The organism is Marinobacter sp. C1S70 (genome assembly GCF_000475355.1).
GTDB lineage: Bacteria > Pseudomonadota > Gammaproteobacteria > Pseudomonadales > Oleiphilaceae > Marinobacter > Marinobacter nauticus.
Map to the genome: position 1 here is coordinate 172,065 of NZ_AXBW01000073.1, position 19,068 is coordinate 191,132.

The window sequence follows — 19,068 nt, forward strand, 5'->3', positions numbered from 1 at the left end:
AAACGAACCCTAACGTACCAGGAAGGATCGCACATGCAATTCGACAACATCCCCGCTGGCAAGAACCCGCCAGAAGACATCTACGTTGCCATCGAAATCCCGGCCAACAGCTCTCCGGTCAAGTACGAACTGGACAAGGACATGGGCGCCCTGCTGGTTGACCGTTTCATGGCCACTCCGATGTTCTACCCGGCCAACTACGGCTTCATCCCCCACACCCTGGCCGACGACGGCGACCCACTGGACGTCCTGGTGGTCACCCCTTACCCGGTGCAGGCTGGTTCGGTCATTCGTTGCCGCCCGGTAGGCGTACTGAACATGGAAGACGAAGCCGGTGGTGATGCCAAACTGGTGGCCGTGCCCCACGACAAGCTGACCCAGACCTACCACAACGTTCGTGAAATCGAAGACCTGCCGGAACTGCTGCGTGATCAGATCCGTCACTTCTTCGAGAACTACAAGACTCTGGAGCCCGGCAAGTGGGTGAAAGTGCAGGGCTGGGACAACGCTGCAGCCGCCAAGAAAGCTATCGAAGACGCCATCAACGCCTACAAGGGCTGATCACGCTTCGAACATAAAAAAGCCGGGCAAGTCTAACGACTGCCCGGCTTTTTTGTGCCTGAGCCAAAGCTCAGACAACGGCGCTTATCAGCCCCGCGACAACAGGTCCCGCATATCACTGATCGCAGCATTCGCCCGTGACAGATAAGCCGCCATGGTCAACGAATGGTTGGCCAGCACACCGAAACCACTGCCATTGAGAATCACCGGACTCCACATGGAAGCCTGGGTGCCCTCCAGTTCGATAATGATCTGCTTTACGCTCGCCATGGCGTTCTTGTCCTGCAACACCTTCCGGAAGTCCACTTCCACCGCCCGGAAAATATGCAGCAACGCCCAGGCACTGCCTCGCGCCTCGTAAAAGACATCATCAATTTTGGTCCACGAGGTTTTGACATCCTCGCCACCGGTCTCTTCCGCCAGAGGATCATCCGGATTCAGATTAGCCACGGCATCCGACACCGACGCCTTGCCCACGCTCTCGCTGAGCGTACGGGACAAGCTGCCCAGCCGGGTTTCCAGATCCGCCAGCCAGTTGTTCAGGTTATCCGCCCGGGCAAAAAACTGGGCGTCCGCCTGGGCCGGATCAGACAGGCGATTCAAATAGCGCTTGAGCGCATTGATGCCACGCCGGTACTCGTTCTCGGTCGATGGAATGGCCCAGCTTTCACTGTCGAAGTGGAACTGGGGTTCGGCAATGGTCAGGTCCGGGTCTTCCGCCGACTGGCTCTGGGAACGGCTGATATCCTTGCGCATCGCCCGGGAAAGATCCCGCAACTGCACGAGCACGCCATATTCCCAGTTCGGCATATTGTCCATCCAAAGACCGGGAGGCGCGATGTCGTTGGAAATATAACCGCCGGGCTTATCCAGCAATGTCTCGGCAATGCGGATCATGGTGGCGGTGGTGGCAAAACCGGTCACCGGCTCCCTATCCATGGTGCTTGCCAGCGTACGGGTGTGATCACGTACAGAAAAGGTATCTGGCTCACTGCTCCAGTAGATACCCAGAACCATCGCAATCAGCAGGTACACCACCAGCAAGGCAACCACCAACTTGCCAATAACACCGCTACCGCCGGTGTAATCCTGCACATCGTCTTTCTTGTCCCTGAAGTACTGTCTGATCTTGCCAGGCATAAGACTCCTGATCTCCTGTTGATTACGTGTCTGCGGCAAATGGTCTGCCAAGATGGTAGCCCATGGCGCCGTCAATACCCAGCCTACAGAGTACCGAGTATTCCGCCGCGGTTTCTACTCCCGTAGCGTACACCTTTACCCCCCGACTGTGGGCAATACCGACAACCGACTCCAGCCAGAACTGGTTTTCATCATGACGATCCAGGTTGTGGATGAAGCTGTGATCAATCCGGACGGCCCTGAACGGCAGCCGTTTAAGATAACTGAACGGCACCCCGCCCACTCCGAACCGGTCAACCAGCACCGGTACACCAAGCCGCGACAACTCTCTTATCAGAGAGCTGACGGCTTTGCGGTGATGCTGAATGGTTACTTCGGCAATGCCAACCCACAAGCGCCCGGCTGTGCGCCCGGCCTTGGCAACCATGGTCAGCAGATCGTCACGGAAGCTATCAGACGCGATCGAACTACTACCCAGTGATACCGCCAGCCGCCGCTCCGGGTGGCGTTCAAGACACTCCAGCGCCCGGGTAAGCAGCATACGGTCGATATCGCTCACCAGCCCCAATCGCTCGGCCATCGGTACAAACAAACCGGCTTTCAGCGGCCCTTCTGCAGACTCAATACGGGAGAACACCTGATAATGGACCAGTGTCTGCCTTTCACCATGCACCATGGGCTGGAGCCAGAGAGACAGCTTATCTTCCCGAATCGCCTGGGTAATGATCGTGCGCCAGGTCTCCATATTGTGATGGCTCTCAACACCGGGATCGGGTAGCAGCAGGCTGCAGGAGTCCCCCCTTTGCTGGGCTGCCCTGAGAGCTTCATCGGCGGCGGCCAACAAGACCCTGATGCCATCACCGGGTCTGGCCACCGCCAGGCCAGCATGAACATGAGCGTCCATCGGGGCGGAGAGGTCCGAGTAGATTCCATCCAGCTCCCGCACCAGCTGCTCGGCCCAGATTCGCACGTCCGCTGCGGAGGCACCGGGCACAAACACCGCAAATTCTGCACCGGTTCTGCGCCCGGCAAAGGATTCGGCATGTCGGGCGACAAACGCCCGGATGCCACCGGCCACCTGGCGCAACAACCGGTCCCCCTCGTCCCGGCCATAGGCCAGGTTATAATCTGCAAAATAGGCCAGCTGCAGCATGATCAGAACGCCAGGCGCCGACTTCTCTTCCGATTCCACTTCCACCTTCATGCGTTGGTCAAAGGCGCTGCGGCTCGCCAGCCCCGTCACCGGATCTTCATTGTTCACGCGCCGCAAGTGCTGGATAAGCTTGCCCTGCCCCTCAAACAACTGACCCAGGTCATCCGCCATCTGGTTCATAGCCTCTGTCACCCGGTTCAACTCCCGGGTGGAGCGAATACTCACTCGCTTCCGGAAATCCCGCTGGCCAAGGGCCCGGGCCTGGGCCTCGACCTCTTTCAGGGGCCTCAAAGTCCTCCGGAGTAACAGAAACAGCCCCAGCAAGCCACCAGTGGCGATCACCAGGGCGGATAGCAGTAGCCCCAGGGAAATATGCCAGAGGTCGTCGTAGGCCCGCCCGGGATGACTCACCACCCGCACCTTACCCAACCGGCTCCAGCCCCTGACCACCTCCGCTTCCGCCTCTGGCAAGGGCAACGCAGCCAGGGAGACAAACCACTCCGGTGCACGATTAGCCTGCAATGGCATGCGCCGACCGGCAATCACCTCGCCATCGTGCCCCAGGTACTCAACCGCCAGATAGCGGCCACTGTCGAACACCGCATCGATCAGGGACGCCGAGGCGATCGGGTCAGCGCCGTCAATGGCATTGGACAGCGAAAGCCCGGTTGCAGTGGCTCCATCGCGGGCATGAGCCGCCAGCTGATCGGCAACATAGTCCCGAAAATAGCCATAACTGGTCACGAACGCGACTACCAGGGTCAGTGTCAGCAGAGTGCCGGCGAACAGCAACAGCAGGGTCTGCAAGGTAATCTCCCCTCGCTGCCTGCGGGTAGGAAAGTTGTCGAGCATCCCTGCCATCACATCGGGGCTCCATCAGAGAAACGAGTATCAGGTTAGCTGTGACCCGGGCCGCAGAGTTGACAAACATTTACATAGCGCAACCTACGCCCACAACATTAAACACTATAGACTCTACACAAGGACCATAAAGCCTCTGTATAACTCATAAATGGCAAAAATTCGCGCAGACGGATATCGCGATCAACAATTGGACAGACAGGCCGGAGCACCATGAACGACGAAAGCCAGAAAGAGAAACTCAGGCAGCATTTCGCCCGCCGTGTCACCACCCAGGCCCGGGTGGTGCTTGATACCTGGCAGAAAATCCGCGACGACCGCAGTCAGGCGCCGGCCCACCGGGACGATCTGACTGCCGCAGCCGACAAACTCGTTCGTTATGCCCGGCGTTTCGAAATGGACAGCCACGCGGCTGCCGGCGAATTGATCCTGTCCCTGTTGACCGACTGGCATCAGGACACCCCCCTGGACGATGCCAAAGCCAAGGCACTGGAAGATGCCACCGAGAATCTGCGCCTATCCACCCAGCGTCGCACCGACCAGGACACCTCCAGCGCGCCCCAGCAGTATCGTCGAACGCCGGTTTATATCGCCCTGTCGAACGAAGAGATGGCCTCGCGACTGATCCGGCAACTGGAATTCTTCGGCTTTCGCGCTTCCGCCTTTAATGCGTCGGCAGACCTGATTGAGGCTTGTGCGCTCAGTAAACCGGAAACCATCCTGATGGACGTGAACTTCAGCGGCAAAGATAAAGATAATGCCGGCATAGCCACCGTTGAACAGCTGCAAGAACAACACGACACGCCGATTCCCATCATTTTCGTCAGCGACGAGGACGGCAGCATCGAAACCCGGCTGCGCGCCTCCCGCTGCGGCGGGGAGGAGTTCTTCTACCCGGCGGTGGACCCCGGCCAACTGATAGAAAAGATCGAAACCTATACCCACGGCAACACTGTCGAGCCCTACAAGGTGCTGGTCCTGGACGATTCCCGGGCCCAGGCCAAATACATGGAAACGGTATTGAAAAAGGCGGGAATGACCGCTCACATCATCACCGACCCGATGCAAATCATTCATGCCCTGGAGGAGTTCTCGCCGGAAATCATCATCCTGGACATGTACATGCCCGGCTGCACCGGCATGGAGATTGCCCGTGTCATCCGCCAGCAGGATCGTTTCCACAGTGTTCCCATCATTTACCTGTCGGCGGAAGAGGACGTCAGCAAACAGCTGCACGCCATGAGCCTGGGCGGTGACGACTTCCTGACCAAGCCCATCGATCCCAAGCACCTGATTGCGACCCTGCACAACCGGGGTCGGCGGGCCCGCTCACTGCTGGCACTGATGATCCGCGACAGCCTGACCGGCCTGTTTAATCACACCCACACCCTGCACCTGCTGGAGCAGGAAATCGTGCGTGCGCGCCAGAAAGATCAGCCCATGTGCTTTGCCATGATCGATATCGACTTCTTCAAGAAGGTAAACGACACCTTTGGCCACCCGATTGGCGACCGGATTCTGCGCAGCCTGTCCATGTTCCTGAAGCAACGTCTGCGCAAGACCGATCATATTGGCCGCTACGGTGGAGAAGAGTTCGCCATCATCCTGCCGAACACCCGCCCGGGCGATGCCCGCAATGTCCTCAACGAAATTCGTGAGCGCTTCTCCGAGCTGACCCAGCAGGCCGGCGACCGGGAATTCAATGTCACCTTCAGTTGCGGTATTGCCGACTGGCAGGGTGAAACCGCCCAGGCCCTGTGCGAGCGCGCAGACCGCGCCCTGTATACGTCCAAGGAGCACGGCCGCAACTGCGTGACCCTGGCCGAGACCTGACCTTCCGGGCCGGGCAATCGCCCGGCCCATGAAACCAATGTCGAATACCGACATTCACCGCCATGATCAACAATGATTGTCATCAACGAAATGTCATCGCGTGACAGCAGGTTGCTGTGTAACCTTTTCAGAGCAATGGACAACCGGCAGGATTGTCAAAAAGTGTTGATCTGGGGATAACAAGCACGCACCATTGGGGTAACGTGCCGTTATCTTCGGCGATCCTGTTCAAAATTCATCAAGGCAGACAGAACCATGTCGACCATTCTTGTGCTCCACGGCCCGAACCTCAATATGCTCGGCACCCGAGAGCCCGAGGTCTATGGCCACGAGACCCTGGCCGATATAGACGACCGCCTGCGCAGCAAGGCGGCTGAGAAAGGCCATCATCTGCTACACCTGCAATCAAACGCGGAATACGAATTGATAGAAAGAGTGCATGAAGCCAGGGCTGAAGGGGTGGATTTCATCATCATCAACCCCGCCGCCTTCACCCACACCAGCGTGGCCCTTCGGGATGCCATGCTGGCGTCGGGCATCCCCTTTATCGAAGTGCATCTTTCAAACGTGCATGCGCGGGAACCTTTCCGCCATCACTCCTATTTTTCAGATATCGCTGAAGGCGTTATCTGCGGGCTGGGCAGCCAGGGCTACGATCTCGCCCTGAAGGCGGCCCTGCAACGAATTCACCGATAGAACACAGAAACGGGACTGGAACAGTTATGGATATTCGCAAAATCAAGAAACTCATTGAGCTCCTTGAGGAATCAGACGTCGAAGAACTGGAGATCCAGGAAGGCGACGATTCGGTTCGCATTTCCCGCCGTCGCGAGCCCGCCGCCGGTGGACATTACGTCAGCCATTACGCGGCACCGGCCCCCCAGGCTGCCCCAGCTCCGGCGCCTGCGGCTGAAGCCGCTCCGGCTGCGGAATCTTCAGCCCCAGCAGCGCTCTCCGGCCACGCCGTGAAATCCCCGATGGTTGGTACCTTCTACCGTGCGCCGTCCCCCACCGCCAGCTCCTTTGTTGAAGTGGGCCAGAAAGTTAACGTGGGTGACGTGATCTGTATTGTTGAAGCCATGAAGATGATGAACCAGATCGAAGCCGACAAGGCCGGTACCGTTACCGAAATCCTGGTCGAAAATGGCCAGCCGGTTGAGTTTGACCAGCCCCTGGTCGTCATTTCCTGAATTCGGTGATTGCTAACCATGGCCATGTTAGAGAAAGTTCTGATCGCAAACCGCGGTGAAATCGCCCTGCGTATTCTCCGTGCGTGCAAGGAGCTGGGCATCAAAACGGTTGCGGTACATTCCCAGGTAGACCGCGACCTGATGCACGTTCGCCTTGCCGACGAATCTGTCTGCATTGGCCCGAACAGTGCCACAGACAGCTACCTCAATATTCCGACCATCATCAGCGCCGCTGAAGTGACCGATTCCGTGGGCATCCACCCGGGTTACGGTTTCCTGGCCGAGAATGCCGATTTTGCCGAGCAGGTCGAGAAGAGCGGCTTCCGCTTTATCGGCCCCCGGGCAGAGACCATCCGCCTGATGGGTAACAAGGTGTCCGCCATCGAAGCCATGAAAAAGGCCGGCGTACCCACAGTTCCCGGCTCCGACGGCCCGCTGACGGACGACGACGAACGCACCCTCAAGCTGGCGAAGCAGATTGGCTACCCGGTGATGATCAAGGCGGCCTCTGGTGGTGGTGGCCGAGGCATGCAGGTGGTGCACTCTGAAGCCGCCCTGCTGAAAGCAGTACAGATCACCCAGAGCGAAGCCAAGAATGCCTTCGGCGATCCCACCGTGTATCTGGAGAAGTTCCTGGAAACCCCACGCCACGTGGAAGTCCAGGTTCTGGCCGACATGCACGGCAACGTCATCCATCTGGGTGACCGGGACTGCTCCATGCAGCGCCGCAACCAGAAGGTCATTGAAGAAGCGCCGGCGCCAAACATCAACCAGGAATCCCGCGAGCGAACGCTCAAGGCCTGCGTGGATGCCTGCAAGGAAATCGGCTACGTCGGCGCCGGCACCTTCGAATTCCTGTATCAGGACGGCGAGTTCTACTTCATTGAAATGAACACGCGGGTACAGGTTGAGCATCCGGTCTCTGAGATGGTCACTGGTGTGGACATTGTGCGCGAGCAGCTGCGTATTGCCAGCGGTCTGCCACTGCAATACAGCCAGGACCAGATCCACATTTCCGGCCATGCCATTGAATGCCGGATCAACGCCGAAGACCCGAAAACCTTCGTGCCCAGCCCTGGCAAGATCAGTCATTTCCACGCTCCTGGCGGCAACGGCATCCGCGTGGATTCCCACCTGTACAGCGGCTACACCGTACCGCCGTACTACGATTCCCTGGTGGCCAAACTGATCACCTGGGGCGACGACCGGGAGATCGCCCGCCGGCGCATGAAGAATGCGCTGGACGAAATGCTGGTCGAGGGCATCAAGACCAACCAACCCCTGCATCGAAAACTGGTACGCGATGGTGGCTTTAAACAGGTAGACTTCACCATCCACTACCTTGAGAAACTGATGCGGGATTAACCATGCCCTGGATACAACTCCAGATTCCAGCTGATCCGGACACTGCGGATCAGCTGGAAGATCTGTTAATGGAAATGGGCGCCGATGCCGTTTCCATGGAAGACGCCGCCGACCAGCCGCTGTACGAGCCCGACCCGGGCACCACCCCCCTCTGGAGCCAGACCACCGTCACTGGCCTGTTCCAGTCTGATCGCAATATCGAACAGTTACTGGCGGAGATTCGCGACGCCTGGCACCAGCAGACCCAACAGTCTTTGGCCGACATTGACGTTACCCTGGTGGAAGACAAGGACTGGGAGCGGGCCTGGATGGACGACTTCCACCCGCTGCAGTTCGGTGAACGCCTGTGGATTGTGCCCAGCTGGCACGAGGCGCCAGACCCGGACGCCGCCAACCTGTTGCTCGACCCCGGCCTGGCTTTCGGCACCGGCACCCACCCGACCACCGCGCTGTGCCTGGAATGGCTTGACGGCCAGGATGTCGCGGGCAAGCAGGTGACCGACTACGGTTGTGGTTCCGGCATTCTGGGCCTGGCCGCCCTGTTACTGGGGGCAGAGCATGTCGTTGGCGTGGATACCGATCCCCAAGCCCTGGAAGCCAGCCGTGACAACGCCCGCCGGAATGGCGTTGAAGATAACCGCCTGGATTTGTACCTGCCCGGCAACGATCCGGACACCCGAGCCGATATCATGTTGGCCAATATCCTTGCCCAGCCGCTGATCGGCCTGGCACCGAGACTGGCCGAACTGACCAGGCCCGGCGGGGATCTGGTACTGTCTGGCATCCTGTTCAATCAGGCCCGTGACGTGATGGAAGCCTATGAGCCCTGGTTCATCATGGACGAACCGGAACAGAAAGAAGACTGGATACGCCTCACAGGACGGCGCAAGGACGGATGACGACACAGGCGTTTATGTCTAAACTGCCTCCATCGTAGTGATCGACCAGAGATCGAGCTTTCAGGAACGAAGCATGACCCAGAGCAGCCTGCAGACCCAATGCCCCAACTGTGAGACCCGTTTCCGGGTAACAGACGAACAGCTGAGCGTCGCCAGGGGCAAGGTACGCTGCGGGAACTGCATGAAGATTTTCAATGCGGTCGAACACCAGGTGGTCTCTGGCAAAGATAATGCCGGGGCCCGCCCGTCGCCCTCATCATCAAGCTCTGAAACCGGAGCAACCAGGCCCGGCCGGTTCGACGATGAAGAGGAACTGATCTTTGCGGACAACCCCGAGGAAGATGCCACCGAAGGCCGCTATGCCGGCAGCAAACTGACGTTCTCAGATGATGAGCTCAGCGACAGCTTCCGCAATTTCGACGAGCCCGAGGAATCCGGCTTCAGCGACGACGACCTGACGCCGGAAAACCAGAATATCGACGAGAGCTGGGCCGAGGCCATGCTCAACGACGACGAGCCCGCGAAGCCATCGGCTCAGCCAGAATCAGCGAAGCCTCAGCGTCCTGCCCCGCCGCAGCCCGAACCGGAACAGGCATCGCTTCAGACGCCCCCTGCTGCCGAAACACGGCCGGAGCCGCTGCGCCGTGAGGACAGCGAGTCCAATGAAACAACCCTGCCCGCCAACGAGGCCACTTCAGCGGAGCCGTCCACGGAACCGGATATCACGGACCTCAGCCTGGCGGATGACGATCGCGTGGGCGACCCGATTGTCAGCCGCACTCGCAAGCAAGCGGCGCCAGACACCCTCTACCATGACCTGCGACGGGATCCTGTATCCGTCGGTAACGGCAGAGGCCGGCTCAGAACCGTATTCTGGACACTGGCGGTGCTGGCCCTGCTGGGCGTACTGATTGCCCAGGTTACCTGGTACCAGTTTGACCGGCTTTCTGCCATCCCCCAGCTCCGACCGTTCTACGAGAAGGGCTGCGAGATTGCCGGATGCGAACTCAAACCCCTGGTGAATGTCGAGGCTATCCAGAGCCGTAAACTGGTGGTGCGTACCGACCCGGAGAACCGGGATCAACTCATTGTCGATGCCGTGATTCTCAACCGCGCCGGCTTTGAGCAGCCGTTCCCGGCGATAGCTCTGACCTTCTCCAACCTCAATGGCGATGTGGTGGCCCAAAGCACCTTTACGCCAGAAGAGTACCTGGCCGGTGAGGCCGCAGAACTTGCCAGCATGCCGGTAGAGACGCCGGTGCGGATCGCCATCCGGATACGCGACCCCGGACGGGATGCCGTCAACTACAACCTGAGCTTTCGTCCCTGGGCGCCTTGATGCGAATCAATAGCCTTCGAGCCGACAGTTGACAGCGCAAAAGTCAACCAGAAAGCGCGAAAAATAATCAATTTTTTAACGCTTTCGCCCCTTCAATCAGCTTGCCCCCGGCGGTATCATTACCGCCCTTCGGAGACCGGAGCGGTCAGAAATTGAACAACCGCTCCAGCCGAATTTTGCTTAACCCGCTGTGACACGGACTCAGATCATGCTGCCAACGGCAAAAATCGGGCCGTACACCCTGCCCAACCCGCTGATTGTTGCACCCATGGCCGGTGTAACCGATCGCCCTTTCCGGCTTTTATGCCGACGAATGGGGGCCGGGCTGGCGGTATCGGAAATGGTCATAGCGGACAGCAAGCTCTGGCATACGCGTAAATCCCGGACTCGCCTGAATCACGAAGGCGAACCGGAACCCAGATCGGTCCAGATCGCCGGCGGCGACCCCGAGATGCTGGCCGATGCAGCCCGGCAAAACGCTGAATTCGGTGCTCAGATCATCGACATCAACATGGGGTGTCCGGCCAAGAAAGTCTGCAACAAGGCCGCCGGTTCGGCCCTGATGAAAGACGAGAAGCTGGTGCGGGAAATTCTGGAAGCCGTGGTGAAGGCGGTGGATGTGCCGGTGACCCTGAAAATGCGAACCGGCTGGGACAGAGACAACCGCAATGCTCCGGTCATCGCCAGGATGGCGGAAGATGCCGGCATTCAGGCTCTGGCCGTACACGGCCGTACCCGCGCAGACAAATACAACGGCGACGCGGAGTACGACACCATCGCAGAGGTCAAGGCCAGCGTTGGCATACCGGTGTTCGCCAACGGCGACATTACCACGCCGGAGAAGGCCCGGCAGGTACTCAGCCATACCGGTGCCGACGGCTTGCTGATTGGCCGGGGTGCCCAGGGCCGGCCCTGGATTTTCCGGGAGATTCTTCATTATCTGGAAACCGGAGAACACCTGCCCCAACCGCCCATGGATGAAGTAGAGCGCATTCTGGCCGGGCACCTGGAAGAACTGCACCGTTTCTACGGCGAATTGATGGGCGTGCGTATCGCCAGAAAACACGTGGGCTGGTATCTGCAGTCCCATGATGACAGCAAACAGTTCCGACAACGCTTCAACGCCATCGATGATGCGCTGGAGCAGAAAGACAGCATCGCACAGTATTTTGCAGGCTTACGAAATGGAGAGGTATTCGCAGCATGACCGCTGAGACTTTGGCAAATCAATCCCTAAGCACCCCGGCCAACGATGATCTGCATCAGTTGCACACGGTAAACCACAGCGGCAACAGCGTCACCCTGCGTGACAGCGTAGAAGTTGCCCTGAAGAACTACTTTGAGCAACTCGATGGCGCGCCGGTTACCGACGTGTACCAACTGGTACTGTCAGAAGTGGAAGCCCCGCTGCTGGAGCAGGTGATGAAATACACCCGCAACAACCAGACCAAGGCCTCCACCATGCTCGGGCTGAATCGCGGCACCCTGCGCAAGAAACTCAAGCAATACGGTCTGCTATAATCAGACCTGACCCCACAAGGGCCTCCCGGATGCGTTCGCGAGGCCCTTGTTATTTGCACCCAGGCTTACAATCCGGCTTATCTGACCAGCGAAGAAAGTGACCCATGGCAAACCAGGCAAACACCCCCGTCCGTCGCGCCCTGATCAGCGTGAGTGATAAAACCGGCATCGTCGATTTCGGCCGTGCCCTCACCGAACGCGGCGTCGAGCTGCTCTCCACCGGCGGAACCTTCCGCCTGCTCAAGGAAAACAACGTACCGGTCACCGAAGTGTCCGATTACACCGGTTTCCCGGAAATGATGGATGGCCGGGTCAAAACCCTGCACCCGAAAATCCACGGCGGCATTCTGGGCCGGCGTGGCACCGACGATGCCATCATGGCTGAGCACGGAATCAATCCCATCGACATGGTGGTGGTGAACCTGTATCCGTTCGAGGACACCGTGGCCAACCCGGACTGCGACCTGGCCACCGCCATTGAAAACATCGACATTGGCGGCCCCACCATGGTTCGTGCCGCCGCCAAGAACCACAACGATGTTGCCATTGTCGTGAACGCCTCCGACTACAACCGCGTTCTGAAAGAACTGGCGGACAACGACGGCGAGCTGACCTACAGCACCCGCTTCGACCTGGCCGTGAAGGCCTTCGAGCACACCGCCGGCTACGACGGTGCTATTGCCAACTATCTGGGCGGGCGCACCCCGGATAACGACAACGCCGACTTCCCCCGCACCTTCAATGCCCAGTTCGTGAAAGTTCAGGATATGCGCTATGGGGAAAACCCGCATCAGCGCGCTGCCTTCTACGCCGAGCGCCACCCGAAGGAAGCCTGTGTCGCCACCGCCAAACAGCTTCAGGGCAAGGAACTGAGCTACAACAACGTAGCCGACACCGATGCGGCGCTGGAGTGCGTCAAACCCTTCGCCGACCCGGCCTGCGTCATCGTCAAGCACGCCAATCCCTGTGGCGTGGCCATCGGTGCCGACATACTGCAGGCCTACGACCTGGCCTTTGCCACCGACCCGACGTCGGCCTTTGGCGGCATCATCGCCTTCAACCGTGAACTGGATGCGGCGACCGCCAAAGCCATTGTGGATCGCCAGTTCGTGGAAGTGATTATCGCCCCGAGCGTTGCGCCGGAAGCGGTCGAGATTGTTGCCGCCAAGAAGAACGTACGCCTGCTGGCCTGCGGCGAATTCGACGGTGAACGCGCCCAGACCATGGACTACAAGCGAGTGACCGGCGGCCTGCTGGTGCAGGATCGTGACCTGGGCATGGTGGCCATGGAAGACGTGAAAGTGGTCACCGAGCGCCAGCCCACCGAACAGGAACTCAACGACCTGCTGTTCGCCTGGGAAGTGGCCAAGTACGTGAAATCCAACGCTATCGTCTATGCCAAAGCCGGCCGCACCATCGGTGTGGGCGCAGGTCAGATGAGCCGTGTTTACAGCGCGAAAATTGCCGGCATCAAAGCCGCCGATGAAAACCTGGAAGTGAAGGGCTCCGTGATGGCCTCAGATGCGTTCTTCCCGTTCCGGGATGGCATTGATGCGGCTGCGGAAGCCGGCATCACTGCCGTGATCCAGCCGGGCGGCTCCATGCGCGACCAGGAAGTGATCGATGCCGCCAACGAGCATGGCATTGCCATGGTCTTCACCGGCATGCGCCATTTCCGTCACTGATCGAAGAACTCAGGAGTAACACATGAACATTCTGGTTATTGGCAGTGGCGGACGTGAGCACGCCCTGGCGTGGAAAGCCGCCCAGTCACCGCATGCGGATAAAGTGTTTGTCGCACCGGGTAACGCCGGCACCGCCCGGGAACCGAATCTGGAAAACGTCGACCTGGACGTGATGGACCTGGACGGCCTGGCCAACTTCGCCGAGCAGAACAACGTCGGCCTGACCATCGTTGGCCCGGAAGCCCCGCTGGTGGCCGGCGTGGTGGACAAATTTGAAGCCCGCGGCCTGCGCATCTTCGGTCCCAGCGCTGGCGCCGCCCAGCTGGAAGGCTCCAAGGCCTTCACCAAGGACTTCCTGGCCCGCCAGAAGATTCCCACCGCCGACTACGCCAATTTCACCGATGTCGACGAGGCCCTCGCCTACGTGCGTGAAAAAGGCGCACCCATCGTGGTCAAAGCCGACGGCCTGGCCGCCGGCAAAGGTGTAATCGTCGCCATGACCCTGGCAGAAGCCGAAGATGCCATCCGCGACATGCTCGCAGGCAACGCCTTTGGCGATGCCGGCAGCCGCGTGGTGGTGGAAGAGTTTCTGGACGGCGAAGAAGCCTCCTTCATCGTGATGGTCGACGGCAAGAACGTACTGGCCATGGCCACGTCCCAGGACCACAAGCGCGTAGGCGACGGCGACACCGGCCCCAACACCGGTGGCATGGGAGCTTATTCTCCCGCCCCGGTGGTCACTGCCGATGTGCACCAGCGGATCATGGACGAGGTGATCTACCCCACGGTCAACGGCATGGCGGCGGAAGGCCATCCGTACAAGGGTTTCCTGTACGCCGGCCTGATGATCGATACCAGCGGTGCACCCAAGGTCATTGAGTTCAACTGCCGCTTTGGCGATCCGGAAACCCAGCCGATCATGCTGCGCATGAAGTCCGACCTGGTGGAACTGTGCCAGGCCGCCGTGGATGGCAAGCTGGACGCGTGCGATTCCGAGTGGGATGAACGCGCCTCTGTCGGCATCGTACTCGCTGCCGGTGGCTATCCCGCCAGCTACGACAAGGGCGATGTCATCTCCGGCCTGCCGGACGGTGAAACAGAAGGTGAGAAGGTCTTCCACGCCGGCACCAAACTCAACGGCGACGACGTAGTCACTGCCGGGGGCCGCGTGCTCTGCGCTACCGCTCTGGGTAACACCGTCACCGAAGCCCAGCAACGGGCCTATGAGCTGGCAAAGAAAATCAGCTGGAACGGCATGTTCTACCGCAACGACATTGCCTACCGGGCCATTGCCCGGGAGCAGAGCTGAGGCTCCGGCTCGTCGAGTAACAGCGTCAGCCCGGTCATTGACCGGGCTTTTTTATGGGTTAGTGTTGGCATTCAATAATAGTCATAACGAAAAGGAGTTCCCTGTGCGCCGTACTCACCTGAAGCTGTTCCTGCTGCTGATCGTTACCCTGCTGGTCAGCGCCTGCTCCCGCCAGAGCATCTACGAAAACGCCATAGACTGGGAACGCTCAAGCGCCGGCCTGAAGGCCGCACAGGTCACCGTTGGCGATCTGGACATTGCCTATCTTCGCAGTGAAGAACCGGTCGATGGCGACACTCTGGTTCTGATCCACGGCTTCGGCGCCAACAAGGATAACTGGACCCGTCTGGCCAAAGAGTTCCAGGGTGAGTTCAACATCTATGCCCTCGATCTGCCAGGCCATGGCGACAGCAGTAAACCCCTGGACATCGGCTACCGTTTTGAGGATCAGGTAGATTACGTCCACCAGATACTGAAGGAACTCGGGGTGGAACGCTTCCACATGATGGGCAACTCCATGGGCGGTGCCATCACTGCCCTCTACGCTGCCACCCATCCAGAACAGGTTCACACAGCCGTACTGTTCGACCCTGCCGGTATCTTCGAATATGAAAGTGAGCTGGTGGACCTGGTCATGGATGGCGACAACCCGCTCATCCCGAAACGGGAAGGCGATTTCGACCGCCTGCTGGACTTCGCTCTGGAAAAACGCCCTTTCGTGCCCTGGCCGATCTTTGACGTGATGGAAGAAAAGGCCATCGCCAACCGGGAAGTCAACGAAGTCATTTTCCGGGCCATCCGAGACACCGGCTTCGAGCCGGATTTCCGCAACGCCATCACCAACATCCAGGCGCCGGTTCTGGTGGTCTGGGGCAAACTCGACCGGGTAATTGACTATCGCAATGCCGATGTCTTTGTTGAGGCTATCCCGAACGCGCGCAAGGCCATTCTCGATGATATCGGCCACGCGCCGATGGTGGAGGCGCCGGAGGAATCGGCAGCCCTGTTCCGGGACTTTCTTGCCGACCGGCAGCCCTGAAACCAATCGCCACTACAGCTAGGCCCGAAAAAAAGGTAGGCTTCAGAGCTTTGGATTCCGTCGTCAGAAGATTCGCCCATGCCTGAAGCCATCTGGATAAGTTTTGCCTTTGTTATCGGCCTTCTCGTCAAGGGAATCGGTTTGCCTCCGCTGGTGGGCTATCTGGCCGCCGGCTTTGTGCTCAGCGGCCTCAGCGCAACTACCAGCATCACTGCAGAGCCCACCGATGTACTGGCCCACATTGCTCATCTTGGCGTTTTGCTGCTCTTGTTTACAGTCGGCCTGAAGCTGAAGCTACGCTCCATTGTCAGCCCGGAAGTCATCGGCGGCAGTCTGCTCCACTTTGCGATTACCTGTGTGGTGTTTGCCCCCGGCCTCTACCTGCTTTTTGACCTGGACTGGACAACGGCCCTGATGCTGGCGATCGCCCTGTCCTTTTCCAGCACCGTACTGGCCGCCAAGGTACTGGAAAGCAAACGGGAACTCAGAGCCTTCCACGGCCGGGTCGCTATTGGCATATTGATCATGCAGGATCTGATTGCACTGGTGGTGATGAGTCTCGCGGCCGGCAAAACACCCTCAGAATGGGCCGTCATTGTCTTCGGCCTTCCGTTGCTCCGGCCGCTGCTCTACAGGCTGCTGGATGCCAGCGGGCACGACGAACTGCTGGTACTGCTCGGGCTTCTGCTGGCCCTGGTGGTTGGTGGCCTTGGGTTTGAGGCCGTGGGTCTGAGTTCGGAATTGGGTGCATTGGTGTTCGGTGCCATGCTGGCCAACCATCCCCGTTCCCAGGAACTGGCCAAGTCCCTTTGGAGCGTGAAAGAAATCTTCCTGGTCGGTTTTTTCCTGCAGATCGGCATTGACGGCCTGCCAGACCAGCAAGTTCTGATCTTTGCGGCAGTAGCAGCCTTGCTCTTGCCACTCAAAGGCATCCTGTTCTACTTCCTGCTGCTGGCTTTCCGCCTGCGGGCTCGCAGTAGCTTCCTCACCTCGCTGTCACTCACAAACTACAGTGAATTCGGGCTCATTGTCGCCAGTGTTGCCCTGCCAGAATGGCTGGTTCCGCTGGCGATATCGGTTTCCCTGTCGTTTGTATTTTCGGCGCCGCTCAACCGGTTTTCCCACAGTATTTACGAGCATGTTGCCCACAAGCTGGTTCGTTTCGAGAGTCAGAAACGTCATCCTGATGAGCAACCTATCTCGCTGGGTACTACACGGGTTCTGGTGATGGGCATGGGGCGAACAGGCACTGCGGCTTACGATTGGCTTGCGCCCCATGAAACGCGAATCATGGGGATCGACTCAGACCCTGCCAAAACCGAGAAACACCAGAAAGATGGGCGCAATGTCGTCTTTGCAGACGCCGAAGACACCACCTTTTGGGAAGGTCTGCACATGCCGGAACTCAACTCGGTGGTACTGGCAATGAGTGACATCGAAGGCAAGCTTATCGCCGCGCGGATGCTGCGCAAGCTCGGCTTCGAGGGCTATATCGTGGCGCACACCATGTATGCCGATGAAGCCGTAAAAATTCGCGAAGCCGGCGCCAATGATGCCTACCTCACGATGAGTGAGACCGGCGTGGCCCTGGCAAGTCACCTTATGGACAAATCAGGAATTCAGGCGGCGCAGGTGCGGAACCCGGTGTAAACATCACTGCGAAACGGCAGATACGCCTGCCGGTAGGTGCCACGGATCAGGTTGGATGAGGTGGCACAGCTGCCGCCCTTGGTGACTTTGTGCGTGGCAAACTGCAGGGTCGACATGAATGGGTACATATCTACCTTGAAGCCGTCATAGGGCAGGAACTCGTTGCTGGTCCATTCCCACACCGAGCCAACCATCTGCCGGCAGCCAAACGGGCTATCGCCGGCCGGGTAATCCGATACCGGGTTGCGAGCCATGGTCCGGGCATTCATATCCGCCCGCACAGCATCCGGTGACTCATTACCCCACGGAAAACGCCGAAAAGGCCTACCCGGTTTATTGCCCAGCGCCGCCACTTCCCATTCATACTCGGTCGGCAACCGCCTCCCGGCCCAGGTACAGAAGGCTTCCGCCTCCCAGTAGCTGACATGGGTAACCGGAGCGTCTGGCTGCAACGGCAGCCAGCGGTCGAACACCCGTACCTGCCACTGTTCGTCATGCCACCGCCAATACAGCGGATGCCGGGGCAACCGCATCATTGGCTCGTTTACCCCATGGAGCAGACTGACGTCCTGCTCGGTTTCCAGCCACTTGCGGCCGCCGAACGACCAGAGTTCGGGACGCCTGTAACCATCATCGTCTACAAACGCCTGGAATTCCCGGTTGCTCACCAGCGTGCGACTGATGGCAAACGCCGGCAGCTCGACCTCAAAACGGGGCTTCTCGGCATCAAAGGCAAAGTCTTCGGTCGCGTACTGTTGCGACTCACCGGGCATGCCAATAACCCAGCGACCGGCCGGGATCTGAGCATCACCGCTGATCGACTCGCCCAGAGCAGGCCGATCACCTTTGTAATCCAAAGGCGCCGGATAGCCGACTGTCTGCCGACACCAGATGAGCGACTCGATGTGCATGTTCTGGTGATAAATGGCGTAGCGGTAGAGATACAGCTCCTGGTCGCTCAGCTCCCCACCCTTGATGCGTTCGGCAACCCGGTCGTAGATGGTGTTGAAATACCTGAGAGTTTCCTCCCTGCCCGGAAACAGATCCCGACTCCAGCGATCTTTGTGATCGACATGGAATGAATCCCACAGGTCATCCATGGAGGGATCGTAGCTCGGTGTTCCGTCCAGCAGGTTGAAGACAAAGACTTCGTAGAAGAAGGCGGCGTGGCCCATTTCCCAGAGCGGTGGGTTCACGCCCGGATGATACGGAACATCCAGTTTCTCTTCAGGCAAGGTAATAATCAGCTGTTCGGTCCGGCTGCGAGCCAGCTCAAGTTCGGCCAGAAGCTGAGGTTTCATGTCGTCAACCGCCATTAGTGCCACGCTCTCTCGTGTTATTCCCAAGGTATGGGAAGACGTGTCGGGAAGGCGTGTCCAAAAATGTGCGGAGCCATGGATGGCGGAGCAGAAGCGCCACATGGATGTGCCGCAAGGAGCGGTTTTTGGACACGCCTTCCCGACGCGGCTTCATACTCCAGTGAAGAGTACCAAAGAAAAAACCGCCGAGGACAGAAACCCACG

General features: G+C 59.0%; 16 protein-coding genes. 13 read left to right on the forward strand and 3 right to left on the reverse strand.

The window, feature by feature from the left end; translation table 11 throughout:
• Window positions 1-33 precede the first annotated feature (33 nt).
• Window positions 34-561 carry an inorganic diphosphatase gene (gene ppa / locus Q669_RS16235; RefSeq protein WP_014422707.1) on the forward strand — a complete coding sequence of 176 codons (528 nt, stop codon included), beginning with the start codon at window positions 34-36 and terminating at the stop codon, window positions 559-561.
• An 87-nt stretch (window positions 562-648) separates the two neighbouring features.
• Here the strand turns inward: ppa and Q669_RS16240 are convergent, their stop codons facing one another.
• Window positions 649-1,701, reverse strand: a complete 1,053-nt coding sequence (locus Q669_RS16240; protein WP_011786852.1) for a DUF2333 family protein — start codon at window positions 1,699-1,701, stop codon at window positions 649-651.
• Window positions 1,702-1,723: 22 nt separating this feature from the next.
• A complete protein-coding gene (locus Q669_RS16245; protein WP_022993095.1) occupies window positions 1,724-3,715 on the reverse strand; it encodes an EAL domain-containing protein in 1,992 nt (663 codons plus the stop codon).
• 213 nt (window positions 3,716-3,928) lie between these two features.
• Between Q669_RS16245 and Q669_RS16250 the strand changes: the two genes are divergently transcribed.
• From Q669_RS16250 to Q669_RS16305, 12 genes are all read left to right on the forward strand, one after another.
• Window positions 3,929-5,548: a diguanylate cyclase gene (locus tag Q669_RS16250; protein ID WP_022993096.1), complete on the forward strand. Its 1,620-nt coding sequence runs from the start codon at window positions 3,929-3,931 to the stop codon at window positions 5,546-5,548.
• Window positions 5,549-5,803: 255 nt separating this feature from the next.
• Window positions 5,804-6,244: a type II 3-dehydroquinate dehydratase gene (gene aroQ / locus Q669_RS16255; RefSeq protein ID WP_011786855.1), complete on the forward strand. Its 441-nt coding sequence runs from the start codon at window positions 5,804-5,806 to the stop codon at window positions 6,242-6,244.
• Between the two features lie 26 nt (window positions 6,245-6,270).
• The gene (gene accB / locus Q669_RS16260) at window positions 6,271-6,738 is read left to right on the forward strand and encodes an acetyl-CoA carboxylase biotin carboxyl carrier protein (protein ID WP_022993097.1); all 468 of its coding nucleotides are present in this window, start codon (window positions 6,271-6,273) and stop codon (window positions 6,736-6,738) included.
• An 18-nt stretch (window positions 6,739-6,756) separates the two neighbouring features.
• Window positions 6,757-8,103, forward strand: coding sequence for an acetyl-CoA carboxylase biotin carboxylase subunit (gene accC / locus Q669_RS16265; protein ID WP_011786857.1), 1,347 nt, complete (start codon window positions 6,757-6,759; stop codon window positions 8,101-8,103).
• A gap of 2 nt (window positions 8,104-8,105) precedes the next feature.
• On the forward strand, window positions 8,106-9,002 hold the full coding sequence (prmA, locus tag Q669_RS16270) for a 50S ribosomal protein L11 methyltransferase (protein WP_022993098.1): 897 nt from the start codon (window positions 8,106-8,108) through the stop codon (window positions 9,000-9,002).
• A gap of 73 nt (window positions 9,003-9,075) precedes the next feature.
• On the forward strand, window positions 9,076-10,341 hold the full coding sequence (locus tag Q669_RS16275; RefSeq protein ID WP_022993099.1) for a DUF3426 domain-containing protein: 1,266 nt from the start codon (window positions 9,076-9,078) through the stop codon (window positions 10,339-10,341).
• A gap of 208 nt (window positions 10,342-10,549) precedes the next feature.
• On the forward strand, window positions 10,550-11,548 hold the full coding sequence (gene dusB, locus Q669_RS16280) for a tRNA dihydrouridine synthase DusB (RefSeq protein WP_011786860.1): 999 nt from the start codon (window positions 10,550-10,552) through the stop codon (window positions 11,546-11,548).
• Complete coding sequence (fis, locus tag Q669_RS16285; RefSeq protein ID WP_011786861.1) at window positions 11,545-11,862, forward strand: DNA-binding transcriptional regulator Fis; 318 nt, start codon at window positions 11,545-11,547, stop codon at window positions 11,860-11,862. The genes dusB and fis overlap by 4 nt, the downstream gene beginning before the upstream one ends.
• 104 nt (window positions 11,863-11,966) lie before the next feature.
• Entirely contained in the window at window positions 11,967-13,547 is a 1,581-nt protein-coding gene (gene purH / locus Q669_RS16290) for a bifunctional phosphoribosylaminoimidazolecarboxamide formyltransferase/IMP cyclohydrolase (RefSeq protein ID WP_014422717.1), read from the forward strand.
• Window positions 13,548-13,569: 22 nt separating this feature from the next.
• The gene (gene purD / locus Q669_RS16295; RefSeq protein ID WP_022993100.1) at window positions 13,570-14,856 is read left to right on the forward strand and encodes a phosphoribosylamine--glycine ligase; all 1,287 of its coding nucleotides are present in this window, start codon (window positions 13,570-13,572) and stop codon (window positions 14,854-14,856) included.
• A 103-nt stretch (window positions 14,857-14,959) separates the two neighbouring features.
• A complete protein-coding gene (locus tag Q669_RS16300) occupies window positions 14,960-15,895 on the forward strand; it encodes an alpha/beta fold hydrolase (RefSeq protein ID WP_022993101.1) in 936 nt (311 codons plus the stop codon).
• 78 nt (window positions 15,896-15,973) lie between these two features.
• Complete coding sequence (locus Q669_RS16305; RefSeq protein WP_022993102.1) at window positions 15,974-17,545, forward strand: cation:proton antiporter family protein; 1,572 nt, start codon at window positions 15,974-15,976, stop codon at window positions 17,543-17,545.
• Here Q669_RS16305 and senA read toward each other — a convergent pair.
• Complete coding sequence (gene senA / locus Q669_RS16310; RefSeq protein ID WP_052000833.1) at window positions 17,515-18,846, reverse strand: selenoneine synthase SenA; 1,332 nt, start codon at window positions 18,844-18,846, stop codon at window positions 17,515-17,517. The genes Q669_RS16305 and senA overlap by 31 nt on opposite strands.
• Window positions 18,847-19,068 lie beyond the last annotated feature (222 nt).

Coding starts and splice junctions, on each gene's coding strand:
- ppa (WP_014422707.1), top strand. CDS start 34: ATGCAATTCGACAACATCCCCGCTGGCAAGAACCCGCCAGAAGACATC.
- Q669_RS16240 (WP_011786852.1), bottom strand. CDS start 1,701: ATGCCTGGCAAGATCAGACAGTACTTCAGGGACAAGAAAGACGATGTG.
- Q669_RS16245 (WP_022993095.1), bottom strand. CDS start 3,715: ATGGCAGGGATGCTCGACAACTTTCCTACCCGCAGGCAGCGAGGGGAG.
- Q669_RS16250 (WP_022993096.1), top strand. CDS start 3,929: ATGAACGACGAAAGCCAGAAAGAGAAACTCAGGCAGCATTTCGCCCGC.
- aroQ (WP_011786855.1), top strand. CDS start 5,804: ATGTCGACCATTCTTGTGCTCCACGGCCCGAACCTCAATATGCTCGGC.
- accB (WP_022993097.1), top strand. CDS start 6,271: ATGGATATTCGCAAAATCAAGAAACTCATTGAGCTCCTTGAGGAATCA.
- accC (WP_011786857.1), top strand. CDS start 6,757: ATGGCCATGTTAGAGAAAGTTCTGATCGCAAACCGCGGTGAAATCGCC.
- prmA (WP_022993098.1), top strand. CDS start 8,106: ATGCCCTGGATACAACTCCAGATTCCAGCTGATCCGGACACTGCGGAT.
- Q669_RS16275 (WP_022993099.1), top strand. CDS start 9,076: ATGACCCAGAGCAGCCTGCAGACCCAATGCCCCAACTGTGAGACCCGT.
- dusB (WP_011786860.1), top strand. CDS start 10,550: ATGCTGCCAACGGCAAAAATCGGGCCGTACACCCTGCCCAACCCGCTG.
- fis (WP_011786861.1), top strand. CDS start 11,545: ATGACCGCTGAGACTTTGGCAAATCAATCCCTAAGCACCCCGGCCAAC.
- purH (WP_014422717.1), top strand. CDS start 11,967: ATGGCAAACCAGGCAAACACCCCCGTCCGTCGCGCCCTGATCAGCGTG.
- purD (WP_022993100.1), top strand. CDS start 13,570: ATGAACATTCTGGTTATTGGCAGTGGCGGACGTGAGCACGCCCTGGCG.
- Q669_RS16305 (WP_022993102.1), top strand. CDS start 15,974: ATGCCTGAAGCCATCTGGATAAGTTTTGCCTTTGTTATCGGCCTTCTC.
- senA (WP_052000833.1), bottom strand. CDS start 18,846: ATGAAACCTCAGCTTCTGGCCGAACTTGAGCTGGCTCGCAGCCGGACC.